Source organism: Streptomyces sp. NPDC048182, assembly GCF_043202555.1.
Classification (GTDB): domain Bacteria; phylum Actinomycetota; class Actinomycetes; order Streptomycetales; family Streptomycetaceae; genus Streptomyces.
Map to the genome: position 1 here is coordinate 69,827 of NZ_JBIDAQ010000011.1, position 18,054 is coordinate 87,880.

At 72.7% G+C, this 18,054-nt stretch carries 11 protein-coding genes; 3 read left to right on the plus strand and 8 right to left on the minus strand.

Annotated elements, in window-relative coordinates; all coding sequences use genetic code 11:
* Positions 1 to 187 precede the first annotated feature (187 nt).
* On the plus strand, positions 188 to 1,999 hold the full coding sequence (locus ACGFZL_RS21605) for a bifunctional metallophosphatase/5'-nucleotidase (RefSeq protein ID WP_393693868.1): 1,812 nt from the start codon (positions 188 to 190) through the stop codon (positions 1,997 to 1,999).
* Positions 2,000 to 2,025: 26 nt separating this feature from the next.
* Here the strand turns inward: ACGFZL_RS21605 and ACGFZL_RS21610 are convergent, their stop codons facing one another.
* From ACGFZL_RS21610 to ACGFZL_RS21625, 4 genes are all read right to left on the minus strand, one after another.
* Positions 2,026 to 3,429, minus strand: a complete 1,404-nt coding sequence (locus ACGFZL_RS21610) for a SidA/IucD/PvdA family monooxygenase (protein WP_355176057.1) — start codon at positions 3,427 to 3,429, stop codon at positions 2,026 to 2,028.
* Complete coding sequence (locus ACGFZL_RS21615; RefSeq protein ID WP_393693871.1) at positions 3,426 to 4,820, minus strand: pyridoxal phosphate-dependent decarboxylase family protein; 1,395 nt, start codon at positions 4,818 to 4,820, stop codon at positions 3,426 to 3,428. The genes ACGFZL_RS21610 and ACGFZL_RS21615 overlap by 4 nt, the downstream gene beginning before the upstream one ends.
* Positions 4,821 to 5,238: 418 nt before the next feature.
* On the minus strand, positions 5,239 to 7,752 hold the full coding sequence (gene pepN / locus ACGFZL_RS21620) for an aminopeptidase N (protein WP_393693873.1): 2,514 nt from the start codon (positions 7,750 to 7,752) through the stop codon (positions 5,239 to 5,241).
* Positions 7,753 to 7,785: 33 nt separating this feature from the next.
* On the minus strand, positions 7,786 to 8,115 hold the full coding sequence (locus ACGFZL_RS21625) for a chorismate mutase (protein WP_355176060.1): 330 nt from the start codon (positions 8,113 to 8,115) through the stop codon (positions 7,786 to 7,788).
* An 87-nt stretch (positions 8,116 to 8,202) separates the two neighbouring features.
* On the opposite strand from ACGFZL_RS21625, the gene ACGFZL_RS21630 reads away from it, so the two are divergent.
* On the plus strand, positions 8,203 to 9,129 hold the full coding sequence (locus ACGFZL_RS21630) for a hypothetical protein (RefSeq protein ID WP_393693876.1): 927 nt from the start codon (positions 8,203 to 8,205) through the stop codon (positions 9,127 to 9,129).
* A 62-nt stretch (positions 9,130 to 9,191) separates the two neighbouring features.
* Positions 9,192 to 9,830, plus strand: coding sequence for an SIMPL domain-containing protein (locus ACGFZL_RS21635; RefSeq protein ID WP_393693878.1), 639 nt, complete (start codon positions 9,192 to 9,194; stop codon positions 9,828 to 9,830).
* Here the strand turns inward: ACGFZL_RS21635 and ACGFZL_RS21640 are convergent.
* The 4 genes from ACGFZL_RS21640 to ACGFZL_RS21655 all read right to left on the minus strand — a co-directional run bounded on the left by ACGFZL_RS21640 (position 9,820) and on the right by ACGFZL_RS21655 (position 17,905).
* Positions 9,820 to 10,542 (minus strand): vWA domain-containing protein, encoded by a 723-nt coding sequence (locus ACGFZL_RS21640; protein WP_393693880.1) that lies wholly within the window; start codon positions 10,540 to 10,542, stop codon positions 9,820 to 9,822. The two genes, ACGFZL_RS21635 and ACGFZL_RS21640, sit on opposite strands and share 11 nt — an antisense overlap.
* 157 nt (positions 10,543 to 10,699) lie before the next feature.
* Positions 10,700 to 12,163, minus strand: a complete 1,464-nt coding sequence (locus tag ACGFZL_RS21645) for a glutamate synthase subunit beta (RefSeq protein ID WP_393693882.1) — start codon at positions 12,161 to 12,163, stop codon at positions 10,700 to 10,702.
* Positions 12,156 to 16,784 carry a glutamate synthase large subunit gene (gene gltB / locus ACGFZL_RS21650; protein ID WP_393693884.1) on the minus strand — a complete coding sequence of 1,543 codons (4,629 nt, stop codon included), beginning with the start codon at positions 16,782 to 16,784 and terminating at the stop codon, positions 12,156 to 12,158. Before gltB ends, ACGFZL_RS21645 begins: the two co-directional genes overlap by 8 nt.
* Positions 16,785 to 17,173: 389 nt before the next feature.
* Positions 17,174 to 17,905 carry a VIT1/CCC1 transporter family protein gene (locus ACGFZL_RS21655; RefSeq protein ID WP_393693886.1) on the minus strand — a complete coding sequence of 244 codons (732 nt, stop codon included), beginning with the start codon at positions 17,903 to 17,905 and terminating at the stop codon, positions 17,174 to 17,176.
* Between the last annotated feature and the right edge of the window lie 149 nt (positions 17,906 to 18,054).

An 18,054-nucleotide genomic window follows, 5' to 3' on the forward strand; every position in this document is an offset into this window, starting at 1 on the left:
AAAGGATTAACCGGTGTTGACAAGTGTTGAAGTGGGCGCTTGCGCGCTCCTTTGAGCATCTCCGCACGGCTCTTTGTTCGCCTTTCGGGCATTCACCCGGCCCACTGTTGACAGGTGCACGAATCAGGGCGGAATCTACGCGCGTTGTGCCAGCAGTGACCGTCGCCAGCCAGAGGAGCACTCCGCCATGCCGCTGAACCGTCGGAAGTTCTTGCAGAGGTCCGCCGTGACGGGGGCGGGTGCCGCGCTGACCGGCGCCGTGGCGGCGCCGGCGGCGGAGGCCGCCCCGGCCTCGCACCACCGGCACGAGCGGCACCCCAAGCGCTACGCCCTCACCGTGCTGGGCACCACCGACCTGCACGGGCACGTCTTCAACTGGGACTACTTCAAGGACGCGGAGTACACCGACGCGGCCGGCAACGCCCAGGGCCTGGCCCGCATCTCCACCCTGGTGGAGCAGGTCCGCAAGGAGAAGGGCCGGCAGAACACGCTGCTGCTCGACGCGGGCGACACGATCCAGGGCACCCCGCTGACGTACTACTACGCCAAGGTGGACCCGATCACCGCCAAGGGCGGCCCGGTGCACCCGATGGCGAAGGCGATGAACGCGATCGGGTACGACGCGGTGGCGCTCGGCAACCACGAGTTCAACTACGGCATCGAGACGCTGCGCCGCTTCGAGCAGCAGTGCCGTTTCCCGCTGCTGGGCGCGAACGCGGTGGACGCGAAGACGCTGAAGCCCGCTTTCCCGCCGTACTTCATGAAGACGTTCCGGGTGCAGGGCGCGCCGCCGGTGCGGGTGGCGGTGCTCGGCCTGACCAACCCGGGCATCGCGATCTGGGACAAGGCGTATGTGCAGGGGAAGCTGAAGTTCCCGGGGCTGGAGGAGCAGGCGGCGAAGTGGGTGCCGAAGCTGCGGTCGATGGGCGCGGACGTGGTGATCGTCTCGGCGCACTCGGGTGCGTCGGGCACGTCGTCGTACGGTGACCAGGTGCCGTACGTGGAGAACGCGGCGGCGAACGTGGCGAAGCAGGTGCCGGGGATCGACGCGATCCTGGTGGGGCACGCGCACGTGGAGATCCCGGAGCTGAAGGTCGTCAACGACGCGACGGGGAAGACGGTCGTGCTGTCGGAGCCGCTGTGCTTCGCCGAGCGGCTCTCCCTGTTCGACTTCTCGCTGGTCCTGGAGCGGGGGCGCTGGCGGGTGGAGTCGGTGAAGGCGTCGCTGCGCAACACGAACGCGGTCGAGGACGACCCGAAGATCACGCGGCTGCTGCGCGCCGAGCACGCCAAGGTGGTGGCGTACGTCAACCAGGTGGTGGGCCGGGCGACCGAGACGCTGACCACGGTGGAGGCCCGGTACAAGGACGCGCCGATCATCGACCTGATCACCAAGGTCCAGGAGGACGTGGTGAAGCAGGCGCTGGCGGGCACGGAGTGGGCGGCGCTGCCGGTGGTGGCGCAGGCGTCGCCGTTCTCGCGGACGTCCGAGATCCCGGCGGGCGAGGTGACGATCCGGGATCTGTCGGGTCTGTACGTGTACGACAACACGCTGGTGGCGAAGTTGCTGACGGGTGCGCAGCTGCGGGCGTACCTGGAGTACTCGGCGGAGTACTACGTGCAGACGGCGCCGGGCGCGCCGGTGGACGTGGAGAAGCTGACGAACGCAGGGGGCCGCCCGGACTACAACTACGACTACGTGTCGGGGCTGTCGTACGAGATCGACGTGGCCCAGCCGGCCGGGTCGCGGATCAAGAAGCTGTCGTTCGGGGGTGCGCCGCTGGACGACGCGGCGCAGTTCGTGCTGGCGGTGAACAACTACCGGGCCAACGGCGGCGGGGCGTTCCCGCATGTGGCGACGGCCCGGGAGCTGTGGTCGGAGTCGACGGAGATCCGGACCCGGATCGCGGAGTGGGCGACGGCGAAGGGCGTGCTCGATCCGAAGGACTTCGCGTCGGTGGACTGGTCGCTGACGCGGAACGGCACGCCGCTGTTCTGATCCCGGAAAGCGGCAGGAGGGCGGCCTCAGATCCCGTCCACCAGGGGCGTGAGCGTCCTCGGGTGGCGTGCGGACGGGATCCGGGGCCGCTGCTGTTCCAGGCCGAAGGTGGTGAAGGCGGTGCGGTCGGGCAGGGGGTAGGGCTCGGTGCCGGTGAGGTCGTTGAGGATGGTGGCGCTGCGCCAGGCGGCGAGGCCGAGGTCGGGGGTGCCGACGCCGTGGGTGTGGGTCTCGGCGTTCTGGACGTAGATCCGGCCGGTGACGCTGGGGTCGAGGAGGAGGCGGTAGCGGTCGTCGACGCGGGGGCGTTCGGCGCTGTCGCGGCGCAGGTAGGGGTCGAGGGCGGTGAGCAGCGGGCCGAGGGGGCGTTCGCGGTAGCCGGTGGCGAGGACGACGGCGTCGGTGGTGAGGCGGCTGCGGGTGTTCTGCTGGGCGTGTTCCAGGTGCAGTTCGATCTTGGTGGTGGCGAGGCGGCCCGCGGTGCGGACGGTGACGCCGGGGGTGAGGACGGTGTCGGGCCAGCCGCCGTCCAGGGTGCGGCGGTACAGCTCGTCGTGGATGGCGGCGGCGGTGTCGGCGTCGATGCCGCGGTGGAGCTGCCACTGGTCGGCGACGAGGCGGTCGCGGACGGGTTCGGTCAGGGCGTGGAAGTAGCGGGTGTAGTCGGGGGTGAAGTGCTCCAGGCCGAGCTTGGAGTACTCCATGGGGGCGAAGGCGTCGGTGCGGCCGAGCCAGTGCAGGCGTTCGCGTCCGCGGGGCCGGTGGCGGAGCAGGTCGAGGAAGATCTCGGCGCCTGACTGGCCGGTGCCGACGACGGTGACGTGGCCGGCGGCGAGCAGGCTCTCGCGGTGGTCGAGGTACTGGGCGGCGTGCAGGACGGGGACGCCGGGGGTGTCGGCGAGCGGGGCGAGGGGCTCGGGGACGTGGGGTTCGGTGCCGATGCCGAGGACGAGGTCGCGGGTGTGGGTTCTGCCGAGGGCCTCGGCCGTGCCGTCGGCGTCGAGGCGGGTGTGGTCGACCTCGAAGAGGGCGGTCTCGGGGTTCCAGCGGACGGCGTCGACCTGGTGGTGGAAGCGGAGGGTGGGGAGCTGTTCGGCGACCCAGCGGCAGTAGGCGTCGTACTCGGCGCGCTGGATGTGGTGGCGTTCGGCGAAGTAGAAGGGGAAGAGCCGGTCGCGGGCCTTGAGGTGGTTGAGGAAGGACCAGGGGCTGGCGGGGTCGGCGAGGGTGACGAGGTCGGCGAGGTAGGGGACCTGGATGCGGGCGCCGTCGATGAGCAGCCCGGGGTGCCAGTGGAAGGCGGGCCGGCGGTCGTAGAAGACGGCGTCGAGGCCGGGGAGGGGGTCGGCGAGGGCGGCGAGGGAGAGGTTGAAGGGTCCGATGCCGATGCCGACGAGGTCGCGGGGGGTGTCGGGGGCGGTGGGGTTCATGCGGGTCCTTCCGGGGCCGGCCGCGGGTCTGGTTCCGGGTCGGGGGGTGTCGTCGCGAGGGTGAGGAGCGCGGCCAGGTCGGCGGGGCGGGTGTGGGGGTTGAGGAAGGTGGCCTTGAGCCAGAGCCGGCCGTCGGCGCGGGCCCGGCCGAGGACGGCGCGGCCGGTGGTGAGCAGGGTGCGGCGGCGTTCGGCGACGGCGGTGTCGTTCGCGCCGGCGGGCCGGAAGAGGACGGTGCTGAGGGTGGGCGCGGCGTACAGCTCGGTGCGCGGGTCGGCGTCGGCGAGGGCGGCGAAGCCGGCGGCCTGCTGGAGGACGTGGTCGACGAGGGCGCCGAGGCCGGTGCGGCCCAGGGTCTTGAGGGTGACGGCGGTCTTGAGGACGTCGGGCCGGCGGCTGGTGCGCAGGGAGCGGCCGAGCAGGTCGGGCAGGCCGGCCTCGGTGTCGTCGTCGGGGTTGAGGTAGTCGGCGCGCTGGGCCAGGGCGGCGAGGTCGGCGGTGTCGCGTACGGCGAGGAAACCGGCGGCGATGGGCTGCCAGCCGAGTTTGTGCAGGTCGAGGGCGATGGTGTGGGCGGCGTCGAGGCCGTCGAGCTTGGTGCGGTGCCGGTCGCTGAGGAGCAGGCCCGCGCCGTAGGCGGCGTCGACGTGCAGGCGGGCGCCGTGGGCGGCGCAGACGCGGGCGATCTCGGGGAGTGGGTCGATGAGGCCGGCGTCGGTGGTGCCGGCGGTGGCGGCGACGAGGTGCGGGCCGGGGAGGCGGGTGAGGGCGTCGTCCAGGGCGGCGGGGTCGAGGGTGCCGGCGGGGGCGGGCACGGTGACGGGGTCGGGCAGGCCGAGGAGCCAGGCGGCGCGGGGCAGGGAGTGGTGGGCGTTGGCGCCGTGCACCAGTGTGGTGCGCGGTCCGTGGCGTTCGCGGGCGAGGAGGACGGCGAGCTGGTTGGACTCGGTGCCGCCGGTGGTGCTGAGGGCGTCGGCGGTGCGCGTCTCGCGGGCGAGGGCCTGGGTGACGAGGGCCTCCAGGGCGGAGGCGGCGGGTGCCTGGTCCCAGGAGTCCAGGGAGGGGTTCAGGGCGCTGGCGGCGAGGTCCGCGGCGGCGGCCACGGCGAGGGGCGGTCCGTGGAGGTGGGCGGCGCAGCGGGGGTCGGCGGGGTCGGCGGCGCCCTCGGCGAGGGCGGTGACCAGGGCGCGCAGGGCGCCGGGGTCGCCGTGCTCGGGCAGGATCTCGCCGGCGGCGTGGCGGAGCCGGGCGGTCACTTCGGCGGGGCCGCCGGCGGGCAGGGGGCCGTTGCGGGCCCGGGTGCCGGCGCGGAGGGCGTCGAGCACGGTGTCGAGCAGGGGGCGCAGGGCGTCGGGGCCCTGGGGGCCCGAGGCGAGGGGCGGCAGACCCATGACTGTCCTCCGGGCACCGGTACGGGGGCCCCCAGCTTCCCGGCGGGGGCGCTGCCGCGCCGGGGAAGCGGGGGGATCGGAACCCGAAAGGGTGGAAGTGCCGCGGGGGAAGTGCGAGTTGCGGAGGCGATGTGCCTAGCCCCGGCAGGCAGGCGTGACCGCATGCCCTAGGGCGTGTCCGCAAAGTCCCGTCGTCCGCCCGTAGGGCGGGCCGCGCGGCGTCCGGTGCGTGCTCTCGGTGAGCCGGGCGGACGCCCGCGTACTGGTTGTACGCGGGTGTTCGGCCGGTGCGGCGAGAGTGGGTGCCGGGCGTCGCACGGCAGGCGGGACTTTGCGGACACGCCCTAGGGGCGCGGGGAACTGCGCGACCAGCCACGACGCACCCGCAGCCGACAGACAGCGCCGCCCGCCCTCCGCATCAGTCGGTCTGGGCCTCCCGAACCCGCAGCGCCCGCGCCAGGTCGTCGAGCTGGTCGGCGAGCTTGCGGCGCAGCGCCGGGGTCGGGTCGGCGTCCGCCAGGCACTCGTGGCCCAGCCGCAGGGTCTCGGCGTCGACGGCGTGGACCGGGAAGGCGTGCCGGCCGGCGGCCTCGGCGATGGCGGGCCCGCGGCGCGCGGCGACGGCGACCGCCTCGGCGTAGAAGCGGGGGACGTAGCCGGCGACCAGGTCGGCCTGTTCGGGCTGCCAGAAGCCCTGGGCGGTGGCGGTGAACAGGTAGTTGGAGAGGTCGTCGGTGGCGAACATGGCCTCCCAGGCGCGGCTCTTCGCCTCGGCGTCGGGCAGCGCGGCGCGGCAGCGGGCGGCGCCCTCCTGCCCGGTGGCGCTGGGGTCGCGGGCGAGTTCCGCGGCGATGGCGTCCTCGTCGGTGGCGCCGAGGACGGCGAGGCGGGTCAGGACGCGCCAGCGCAGCTCGGGGTCGAGTTCGGGCCCGCCGGGGACCGTGCCGTCGGCGAGCCAGGCGGCGATGGTGTCGGGGTGCAGGGCGGTGTCGATGCGGTGGCGCACGGCGATCAGCCGCAGGCCGGGGTGGTCGCCGTCCTCGGTGCGGCGGATCAGGTCGCGGCACAGCTCGGTGAGGGTGGCCAGGGCGGCGGGGCGCTCCTCGGGCGGGAGGTAGCGGTCGGCGACATGGGTGGCGGCGAAGGTGAGGACGCCGTCGACGAGGGCGAGGTCGGTCTCCTCGCCGAGGTGGGCGGCGGCGGTGGCAAGGTAGTCGGCGGGGGCGAGTTCGCCGTCGCGGACCATGTCGCGCAGCGCGTTCCAGACCAGGACCCGGGTGATGGGGTCGGGGATGCCGGACAGGCCGCGCAGGGCGGTCTCCAGGGAGGTCTCGTCCAGGCGGATCTTGGCGTAGGTGAGGTCGAGGTCGTTGGGCACGACGAGGGCCGGGGCGATGCCGGGGCGGGGCTCGGGGTCGCCGGTCTGCGGGACGTCGGTCTCGTAGCGCTCGCGCAGGCGCAGGGAGCGGCCGTCGGACAGGTCGCGGTCGTAGACACCGACGGTGACGCGGTGGGGGCGGGAGCCGGCCCGGTCCAGGGTGAGGGCCCACCGGCCGGGTTCGGTGCGGACCGCGGCGGTGATCGTGTCGACGCCGGTGGTGCGCAGCCACGCGTCGGCCCAGGCGTGCACGTCGCGGTCGGTGGCGGCGGCGAGGGAGTCGACGAAGTCGGCGAGGGTGGCGTTGCCGAACCGGTGCCGCTCGAAGTGGATGTTGATGCCGGCGAGGAAGTCCTTCTCGCCGAGCCAGGTGACGAGCTGGCGCAGCGCGGAGGCGCCCTTGGCGTACGAGATGCCGTCGAAGTTGAGCAGGGCGGAGGCGCTGTCGGCGACGTCGTCGGGGGCGACGGGGTGGGTGGTGGGCCGCTGGTCGGCGTCGTAGCCCCAGGACTTGCGGCTGAGGCCGAACTCGGTCCAGGTGCCGGTGAAGCGGGTGGCCTCGGCGGTGGTCTGGTAGCCCATGTACTCGGCGAAGGACTCGTTCAGCCAGATGTCGTCCCACCACGTGAGGGTGACGAGGTCGCCGAACCACATGTGGGCCATCTCGTGGGCGATGACCATGGCCCGCACCTGCCGCTGGGTGTCGGTGACGGCGGACCGGAAGACGAAGTCGTCGCGGAAGGTGACCAGGCCGGGGTTCTCCATGGCGCCGGCGTTGAACTCGGGGACGAATGCCTGGTCGTAGGAGTCGAAGGGGTAGGGCTCGGCGAACTTCTCGTGGTAGCGGTCGAAGCAGGCGCGGGTGATGTCGAGGATCTCCTCGGCGTCCGCGTCCAGGTGGGCGGCGAGGGAGCGCCGGCAGTGGATGCCGAAGGGCAGGCCGCGGTGGTCGGTGCGCACCGAGTGGTAGGGGCCGGCCGCGACCGCGAGGAGGTAGGTGGAGATCGGCGGGGTGGTGGCGGCCTTCCACCGGCCGTCGCCGAGGTGCTCCGTGACGCCGTTGGCCAGCACGGTCCAGCCCTCGGGGGCGGTGACGGCGAGGTCGAAGACGGCCTTGAGGTCGGGCTGGTCGAAGGCGGCGTAGACGCGCTGGACGTCGTCGAGGAAGAGCTGGGTGTAGAGGTAGGTCTCGCCGTCGGCGGGGTCGGTGAAGCGGTGCATGCCCTCGCCGGTGCGGGAGTAGGCCATGGCGGCCTCGACGCACAGCTCGTGCTCGCCGGGGGCGAGGCCCGTCAGCGGCAGCCGCCCGTCGTCCAGGGCGGCGGGGTCCAAGGGGTGCCCGTCCAGCGTGACGGTGCGCAGCTCGGCCGGCTTGACCTCGACGAAGGTGTCCGTGGCGTCGGCCTCGCCGCGGACGGTGAAGCGGATGACGGTACGGGAGTCGAAGGTCTCCTCGCCACGGGTGAGATCGAGGTCGATCGCGTAGTGGTGGACGTCGAGGAGCCTGGCACGGGTCTGCGCTTCGTCGCGCGTGAGTACGGACATGGACGCCATGCTGCCCGATGCCCGGCGCGCGGCACGAGGGGGTTACCGCTTCCCGGAGTCCTCGGCGATGCGCTCGTGGTGGTGGATCACCTCGGCGATGATGAAGTTCAGGAACTTCTCGGCGAAGGCCGGGTCGAGCTTGGCGCTCTCGGCGAGGGAGCGCAGCCGGGCGATCTGCTGGGCCTCGCGCGCCGGGTCGGCGGGCGGCAGCTGGTGGCGGGCCTTGAGGTGGCCGACCTGCTGGGTGCACTTGAAGCGCTCGGCGAGCATGTGGACGACGGCGGCGTCGATGTTGTCGATGCTGTCGCGCAGCCGGGCCAGTTCGTCGCGGACGGCCGGGGCGGCGCCGGTACCGGTGTTGCTGGTGGTCATGGGGGACCACCCTACGGGTCGTGCGCCGCCCGGCGGCGGGGCCGGTCGTAGAGTGGGACGGGGGTTCCCGGTCTTGGGGGTGCGGGCGTGGCGAACGGCGGTCCGGTCGAGCACGGCTTCCCGCATCTGGAGACGGTGCGTGCCGCGGTGACCGCGCTGTACCGGCGGCTGTCGCACGACACGGTGCGGACCTTCGCGGCCAGCGTGGCCCCGGCCGACGTGGCGTTCTGCGACACCGACGACCTGTATCTGGGCGCCCAGCGGGTGGCCCGCGAGCTGGTGGCCCACTACCGGCTGCCGGACGCCCGGATGATCGTCTCCTTCCGGGAGATGACGCACGCGGCGAACGTCGAGCTGACCGCGGGCCCGGAGTACTTCATCGAGCTGAACGACCGCTTCCGCACCCACCGCCGGGACATCGGCGCGGCCCTGGCCCACGAGGTCATGCACGTCTACCTGCACCGCCTGGACCTGTCCTTCCCCGGCACCCGGGACAACGAGATCCTCACCGACACCGCGACGACGTACCTCGGCGCGGGCTGGCTGCTCCTGGACGCCTACCGGGAGGACGCGGCGTCCTCGCAGAAGCTGGGGTACCTCACCCCGGAGGAGTTCGGGTACGTGCTGGCCAAGCGGGCGCTGGTGTTCGGCGAGGACCCCTCGGTGTGGTTCACCAGCCCGCAGGCGTACACGGCGTACGGCAAGGGCCTGGCGCTGGCCCGGCAGGACGCGCGGCAGCCGCCGCTGACGGCGGCCGGGTGGGCGGGGCGCCGCCGCTACGCCCGGGACCGGCGGCATGCCCAGGACGTGCACGGCGGCGGTGCCGCGGCGGACGCCGGCTACTCCTTCGCGCCGGGCGCGGCGGGCGCGGCGGGCGCATCGGGCGGGGCGGACGGGTCGCTGCGGGTGGCGTTCCCCTGCCCGACCTGCCACCAGCGGATCCGGCTGCCGGTGCGGGGCCGGGTGCGGGCGCGGTGCGGGCTGTGCCGGACGGTGCTGGAGTGCGACACCTGACGTGCCGCCCGGGGTTTTCCACAGCCTCCCCGGCGTGCGCGGCGCGGTGCTTGAATGCCCGCATGACACAGGCGATCGGGGAGCCCTGGGGGCTCAGTGTGTACGGGGCGGGCAGTGTGCGGGCCGAGCCGCGGCTGGCGCGGGTGCGGCTGGCGGTGGACGTGCTCGAGCCCTCGCCGGACCGGGCGTTCGGCGAGGCGGGTGCGGCCGTGGCCCGGCTGCGGGCGGTGCTGCGGCGGCACGGGATAGCGGACACGGCGGTCTCGGGCTCCCGCCTGGAGCTGACCTCGCAGCACAGCGGCTACGGGGCCGAGCGCACGTTCCTGGGCTACGCCTGCCAGGCGGCGTACGTGGTGGAGACGGAGGCCCTCGACGGCCTCCAGCAGCTGATCGTGGACGCGGTGGAGGCGGGCGCCCACCGCATCGACAGCGTGGAGTTCGACGTGCCGGACAAGCCGGTGCTGCGGGACGAGGCCCGGCGCCGGGCGGTGGCGGCGGCCCGGCGCAAGGCGGAGGTGTACGCGGAGGCTGCGGGGGTGCGGCTGGGCGTGGTGCTGCACATCCAGGACGTGGACGCGGAGTACGCCGCGCAGCGCTACCGGGGGCACGGCGGCGGGGGCGGCGACTCCTCCGGCGACCTGGCGCCGGGGATGGTGGAGGTGTCGGCGGCCGTGCTGCTCGGCTACGCGCTCACGCGCTGACGATGCCCCGGGCCCGGGCGGCGGCCAGCCAGTCGGGGAACTCCCCCACCAGGCGGTCGTACAGCTCGGCGTCGCTCACCCGGCGCGGGTCGCGGCCGGCGTGGAAGAAGCCCGCGTTGTCCACGACCCGCTTCCCGGGCACGGCCAGCTCGTCCAGCTTGCGCAGGTACTCGAACTGCCGGCTGCCCGGGTCGCCGAAGCCGACGAACTGCCAGAACAGCGGCAGCACGGCGGCCTTGCAGAGGTACTTCTCGGCGGCGAGCCGGTTGATCGGTCCGCCGTCGGTCTGGAAGACGACCAGGGCGGGGTGGCGCGAGCCGCTGTCGAGGTAGTGGTCGATGACGGCGTCCATGGCCAGGTGGTAGCTGGTCTTCCCCATGTGTCCGAGGCCGGCGACGATCCGCTCCACCCGGCCCGTGTGGTCGGCGAGGGCGATCTCGGTGACGGCGTCGACGTCGGTGGAGAAGAACACCACCGGCACGCTGCCGTCGTCGTCCAGGTGCGCGGAGAGCCCGAGCACCCGTTCGGCGAGGGCCTGCACGGTGCCGTCCTGGTAGTACGGCTTCATGGAGCCGGAGTAGTCCACGACGAGGTAGACGGCGGCCCGGGTCCCTGCCATGCCGTGCTTGGCGAGCGACTCCCCGGCGCTCTTGTACAGGCTGACCAGCGCGGGCGCGGTCTCCTCGACCTTGGTGAGACTGATCGCGGCCATCTTCGGCTCCCCCTCGGCTCCTGCGGCCCATGACTGAGACAACGGTGCCCGCCCCCGGGTCCGGTCGGGGACAGGGGGCGGGCTCCGTCTACGGGGTCTGGGGTGTCCCCAGATGTCCCGCCCGTACGCCTTTGTACGGGACGTCTGCGCCGAGCGGTCAGGCCGTCAGGGCCCGGTCCGTCGGACGGATCGGGGCCGGCAGGTCGCTGGCTCCGGTGAGGAAGCGGTCCGCGCCGCGGGCGGCCGAGCGGCCCTCCGCGATCGCCCAGACGATGAGCGACTGGCCGCGGCCGGCGTCACCGGCGACGAACACACCCGGCACGTTGGTCTGGAAGTCGGCGTCGCGTGCGATGTTACCGCGCTCGTCCAGGTCGAGGCCGAACTGGTCGACCAGGCCGTTGTCCCGGTCGGTGCCGGTGAAGCCCATGGCGAGGGTGACCAGCTGCGCGGGGATCTTCCGCTCGCTGCCGGGCTTCGGGGTGAGCCGGCCCTCGATGAACTCGACCTCGCCCAGGTGCAGCCACTGCACGTTGCCGTCGGCGTCGCCCTCGAAGTGGGTGGTGGAGACGGCGTAGACCCGCTCGCCGCCCTCCTCGTGGGCCGAGGTGACCTTGTACAGCATGGGGAAGGTCGGCCACGGCTGGGCGAGCGGGTTCCGCTCCTCGCCCGGGCGGGGCATGATCTCCAGCTGCGTGACGGAGGCCGCGCCCTGGCGGTGGGCGGTGCCCACGCAGTCGGCGCCGGTGTCGCCGCCGCCGATGACGACGACGTGCTTGCCCTCGGCGGAGATCGGGGGCGCCACGTAGTCGCCCTCCTGGACCTTGTTGGCCAGGGGCAGGAACTCCATGGCCTGGTAGATGCCCTTCAGCTCGCGGCCGGGGACCGGCAGGTCGCGGGCGGTGGTGGCGCCGGCGGCGATGACGACGGCGTCGTAGCGCTTCTTCAGGTCGCCGGCCTTCAGGTCGCGGCCGATCTCGACGCCGGTGCGGAAGCGGGTGCCCTCCGCGCGCATCTGCTCGATGCGGCGGTTGATGTGCCGCTTCTCCATCTTGAACTCGGGGATGCCGTACCGCAGCAGGCCGCCGACGCGGTCGGCGCGCTCGTAGACGGCGACCGTGTGGCCGGCCCGGGTGAGCTGCTGGGCGGCGGCCAGGCCGGCCGGGCCGGAGCCGATGACGGCGACGGTCTTGCCGGACAGGCGCTCGGGGATCTGCGGGGCGACGTCCCCGGTCTCCCACGCCTTGTCGATGATGGAGACCTCGACGTTCTTGATGGTCACCGGCGGCTGGTTGATGCCGAGCACGCACGCCGACTCGCAGGGGGCCGGGCACAGCCGCCCGGTGAACTCCGGGAAGTTGTTGGTGGCGTGCAGCCGCTCGGAGGCGGCGCCCCAGTCCTCGCGGTAGGCGTAGTCGTTCCACTCCGGGATCAGGTTCCCGAGCGGACAGCCGTTGTGGCAGAACGGGATGCCGCAGTCCATGCAGCGGCTGGCCTGCTTGCTGATGATCGGCAGCAGGGAGCCGGGGACGTAGACCTCGTTCCAGTCCCTGACGCGCTCGTCGACCGGGCGGGAGGTGGCCAGCTCGCGGCCGTGGTTGAGAAAGCCCTTGGGATCAGCCATTGGTCGCCGCCTCCATCATCTTCTCGGTGATCTCGGTCTCGGAGAGACCGGCTCGCTCGGCGGCGTCCTTGGCGGCGAGCACTGCCTTGTACGTGCTGGGGATGATCTTGCTGAAGCGCCCGGCGGCCTCGGACCAGTTCGCGAGCAGCTTCCCGGCGACGGTGGAGCCGGTCTCCTCGGCGTGCCGGCGCACCACGTCGTGCAGCCAGTCCCGGTCGGCGTCGTCCAGGGCCTCCACGGCCGCGACGTTGCCGGCGTTGACGTTGTCCCGGTCGAGGTCGATGACGTAGGCGATGCCGCCGGACATGCCGGCCGCGAAGTTGCGCCCGGTCTCGCCGAGGACCACCGCGTGGCCGCCGGTCATGTACTCGCAGCCGTGGTCGCCGACGCCCTCGGAGACGACCAGCGCGCCGGAGTTGCGGACGCAGAAGCGCTCGCCGACCTTGCCGCGCAGGAACATCTCGCCGCCGGTGGCACCGTAGCCGATGGTGTTGCCGGCGATGGTGGAGTACTCGGCGAGGTGGTCGGCGCCCCGGTCGGGGCGGACCACGAGCCGGCCGCCGGAGAGGCCCTTGCCGACGTAGTCGTTGGCGTCGCCCTCCAGGCGCAGGGTGATGCCGCGCGGCACGAAGGCGCCGAAGGACTGGCCGGCGGAGCCGGTGAAGGTGATGTCGACGGTGTCGTCGGGCAGCCCGGCGCCGCCGAACTTCTTGGTCACCTCGTGGCCGAGCATGGTGCCGACCGTGCGGTTGATGTTGCGGATGCTCACCTGGGCGCGCACGGGGGCGGCCTCGGTGGCGTCGGTGGCGCCGAGCGCGTCGGCGGCGAGCTTGATCAGCTCGTTGTCGAGCGCCTTCTCCAGGCCGTGGTCCTGGCCGACGGCCTGGTGGCGCACGGCGCCCTCGGGCAGGGCGGGCACGTGGAAGAGCGGCTCCAGGTTGAGGCCCTGGGCCTTCCAGTGGTCGACCGCGCGGGTGACGTCGAGGGCCTCGGCGTGGCCGACGGCCTCCTCGATGGAGCGGAAGCCCAGCTCGGCGAGGAGCTCGCGGACCTCCTCGGCGATGAACCGGAAGAAGTTCACCACGTGCTCGGCCTTGCCGGCGTAGCGCTCGCGCAGCACCGGGTTCTGGGTGGCGATGCCGACCGGGCAGGTGTCGAGGTGGCAGACGCGCATCATGACGCAGCCGGAGACGACCAGCGGCGCGGTGGCGAAGCCGAACTCCTCGGCGCCGAGCAGCGCGGCGATGACCACGTCGCGGCCGGTCTTGAGCTGGCCGTCGGTCTGCACGACGATCCGGTCCCGCAACCCGTTGAGCAGCAGGGTCTGCTGGGTCTCGGCGAGGCCCAGTTCCCAGGGGCCGCCCGCGTGCTTGAGCGAGGTGAGCGGGGAGGCGCCGGTGCCGCCGTCGTGGCCGGAGATCAGCACCACGTCGGCGTGCGCCTTGGACACGCCGGCCGCGACCGTGCCGACGCCGACCTCGGAGACCAGCTTCACGTGGATGCGGGCCTGCGGGTTGGCGTTCTTCAGGTCGTGGATGAGCTGGGCGAGGTCCTCGATGGAGTAGATGTCGTGGTGCGGCGGCGGGGAGATCAGGCCGACGCCGGGCGTCGAGTGCCGGGTCTTGGCGACCCACGGGTAGACCTTGTGGCCGGGCAGCTGGCCGCCCTCGCCGGGCTTGGCGCCCTGGGCCATCTTGATCTGGATGTCGTCGGCGTTGACCAGGTACTCGGAGGTGACGCCGAACCGGCCGGAGGCGACCTGCTTGATCGAGGAGCGGCGGGCCGGGTCGTAGAGCCGCTCGGGGTCCTCGCCGCCCTCACCGGTGTTGGACTTGCCGCCCAGCTGGTTCATGGCGATGGCGAGCGTCTCGTGCGCCTCCTGGGAGATGGAGCCGTACGACATGGCGCCGGTGGAGAAGCGCTTGACGATCTCGGAGACCGGCTCGACCTCGTCCACGGAGATCGGCGCGCGCCCGGAGTCGAAGCCGAACAGGCCGCGCAGCGTCATCAGGCGCTCGGACTGCTCGTTGACCCGGTCGGTGTACTGCTTGAAGACGTCGTAGCGGCCCGAGCGGGTGGAGTGCTGGAGGCGGAAGACGGTCTCCGGGTCGAACAGGTGCGGCTCGCCCTCGCGGCGCCACTGGTACTCGCCGCCGATCTCCAGCGCGCGGTGGGCCGGGGCGATGCCGCTGGCCGGGTACGCCTTGGCGTGCCGGGCGGCGACCTCCTTGGCGACGACGTCGATGCCGACACCGCCGATCTTGGTGGCGGTGCCGTGGAAGTACTCCGCGACGAAGCCCTCGTCCAGGCCGACGGCCTCGAAGACCTGGGCGCCGCGGTAGGAGGCGACGGTGGAGATGCCCATCTTGGACATGACCTTGAGGACACCCTTGCCGAGGGCGTAGATCAGGTTGCGGATGGCCTGTTCGGGCTCGCCGTCCTCGGTCTCCAGGAAGGTGCCGGCGCGGACCAGGTCCTCGACGGACTCCATGGCCAGGTACGGGTTGACCGCGGCGGCGCCGTAGCCGATGAGCAGGGCGACGTGGTGGACCTCGCGGACGTCGCCGGCCTCGACGAGGAGGCCCACCTCGGTGCGCTGCTTGGTGCGGATGAGGTGGTGGTGGACGGCCGCGGTGAGCAGCAGGGAGGGGATCGGCGCGTGCTCGGCGTCGGAGTGCCGGTCGGAGAGCACGATCAGGCGGGCGCCGTTGTCGATGGCGGCGTCGGCCTCGGCGCAGATCTCCGCTATGCGGTTCGCGAGCGCCTCGCCGCCGCCGTGCACGCGGTAGAGGCCGGAGAGGGTCGCGGCCTTGAAGCCGGGCATGTCGCCGTCGGCGTTGATGTGGATGAGCTTGGCCAGCTCGTCGTTGTCGATGACCGGGAAGGGCAGCACGACGGAGCGGCAGGAGGCCGCGGTCGGGTCGAGGAGGTTGCCCTGCGGGCCGAGGGAGGAGCGCAGCGAGGTGACCAGTTCCTCGCGGATGGCGTCCAGCGGCGGGTTGGTGACCTGCGCGAAGAGCTGGGTGAAGTAGTCGAAGAGCAGCCGGGGGCGCTCGGAGAGGGCGGCGATGGGCGAGTCGGTGCCCATGGAGCCGATCGGCTCGGCGCCGGCGCGGGCCATCGGCGCGACCAGGACGCGCAGCTCCTCCTCGGTGTAGCCGAAGGTCTGCTGGCGGCGGGTGACCGAGGCGTGGGTGTGCACGATGTGCTCGCGCTCGGGCAGGTCACCCAGCTCGATCTCGCCGGCCTCCAGCCACTCGGCGTAGGGCTGCTCGGCGGCGAGGGACGCCTTGATCTCGTCGTCCTCGATGATGCGGTGCTCGGCGGTGTCCACCAGGAACATGCGGCCGGGCTGGAGGCGGCCCTTGCGGACCACCTTGGCGGGGTCGATGTCGAGGACGCCGACCTCGGAGCCGAGGACGACCAGGCCCTCGTCGGTGACCCAGTAGCGGCCGGGACGCAGGCCGTTGCGGTCGAGGACCGCGCCGACCTGGGTGCCGTCGGTGAAGGTGACGCAGGCGGGGCCGTCCCAGGGCTCCATCATCGTGGAGTGGTACTGGTAGAAGGCGCGCCGGGCCGGCTCCATGGAGTCGTGGTTCTCCCACGCCTCCGGGATCATCATCAGCACCGAGTGCGGCAGGGAGCGCCCGCCGAGATGGAGCAGTTCCAGGACCTCGTCGAAGGAGGCGGAGTCGGAGGCGTCGGGGGTGCAGACCGGGAAGAGCCGCTCCAGGTCCGGGGAGCCGCCGAAGAGGTCGGAGGCGAGCTGGGTCTCGCGGGCGGTCATCCAGTTCCGGTTGCCGCGGACCGTGTTGATCTCGCCGTTGTGCGCGACGAAGCGGTACGGGTGGGCGAGCGGCCAGGACGGGAAGGTGTTGGTGGAGAACCGGGAGTGCACCAGCGCGATCGCGGAGGCGAAGCGACGGTCGGAGAGGTCCGGGAAGAAGGGCTCGAGCTGGCCGGTGGTCAGCATGCCCTTGTAGACGATGGTCCGCGCGGACAGCGACGGGAAGTAGACGCCGACCTCGCGCTCGGCGCGCTTGCGCAGCGCGAAGGCCCGGCGGTCCAGGGCGATGCCCTGGGCGGGGCCGCCGGCGGCCTGTGCGGGGCCGTCGGCGACGAAGATCTGGCGGAAGGCGGGCATCGTGGCGCGGGCGGTGGCGCCGAGCAGCCCCGGGGCGACCGGGACGTCGCGCCAGCCGAGGACGGTGAGGCCCTCCTCGCCGGCGACGGCCTCGATGCGCGCCACGGCCTCGTCGGTGCCGTCCTCGGGGAGGAAGGCGATGCCGACGGCGTAGCCGCCGGCCGCGGGCAGCTCGAACCCGGCGACCTCGCGGAAGAAGGCGTCGGGGACCTGGGAGAGGATGCCCGCGCCGTCGCCGGAGTCGGGCTCGGAGCCGGTCGCGCCGCGGTGCTCCAGGTTGCGCAGGACGGTGAGGGCCTGTTCGACCAGCTGGTGGGACGCCTCGCCGGTGAGGGTGGCGACGAAACCGACGCCGCAGGCGTCGTGCTCGTTGCGGGGGTCGTACATACCCTGCGCGGCAGGGCGAGCATCCATGAAGGACCGGCTCACGGCGCGGTCGTTCGCGGAGTGCTGGGACGGCTGGCGCGGCGTACGCATCGGCTCTCCCGTCGTCGTCAAGTGGCAAGTGCAGTGCCGAGGGACGACGTTGGCCCTCTGCGTGAGCGCAAAATTTCGTGCAGGTTACATGATGGAGCGGTTCTCGGAAAGCGGATAGTCCATTCCAACATGCGGACACCGTCGGGGGGTGTGCACGGACTTTCGCGCCCGGTGGGACGGAAGCTGTGGGGGCCGGCGCGGGCAGATCGGTGTCCGGCGGCCCGACGGGGTGGTGCGGCGGGGCGGGCTTCGTCGCTCGCTCCGCGGTGCACGGCAGGCCTCATTGCCCACAGCGCTTACGGCTCATGCCCGGTGGTCACGCACTCGAAACCAGCGAGTAACGGGTACTTATGCGGCCCCTCGCATAAGTCAGAGATGGCCGGGCCGGGTCATCCTACGGTCGTACCGAACAGATTGCCCAGGAGGTACGTCACACCGGCCGCGGCACCGCCGAGGGCGAGCTGGCGCAGGCCGCTGTACCACCAGCTGCGCGCCGTCACCCGGGCCACCACCGCGCCGCACAGGAACAGCCCGGCCAGCGCGAGCAGCACCGCCGGCCACAGCGAGGCGGCCCCCAGCAGGAAGGGCAGCACCGGCAGCAGGGCGCCGAGGGCGAAGGACCCGAACGACGACACGGACGCGACCAGCGGCGAGGGCAGGTCGGCGGGGTCGACGCCCAGCTCCTCGCGGGCGTGGATCTCCAGGGCCTGCTCCGGGTCGCGGGACAGCTGCCGGGCCACCTCGCGGGCGAGGTCGGGCTCGACGCCCCGGGCCGCGTACAGGGCGGCCAGCTCGGCCTCCTCGTCGGCGGGGTGCTTGCGCAGTTCGCGGCGCTCGACGTCCAGCTCGGCCTCGACCAGCTCGCGCTGGGAGGCGACGGAGGTGTACTCGCCGGCGGCCATGGAGAAGGCGCCGGCGGCGAGGCCCGCGAGGCCGCTGAGCACGATGGTGTGCTGGCCGGCCGAGCCGCCGGCGACGCCGGTCATCAGGGCCAGGTTGGAGACCAGGCCGTCCATGGCGCCGAACACGGCGGGGCGCAGCCAGCCGCCGTTGACGTCGCGGTGGGTGTGGTTGTCGCGGTGCGCCTCGTGCAGGACGGCTTCGGTCTCGATGATGGCCACGATGTCCCCCGGATTCGGATCGGATTTGGATCGGTTCTACTTCTCGACAACGCCCAATCTACGTCGATCATTCCGGCCGTGCCAGCAAGGAAAGGCTGCGCTTACCTGCGGCTTTACCCTTTCTTGCTCATTCGTGAGCCGCCCCGCGC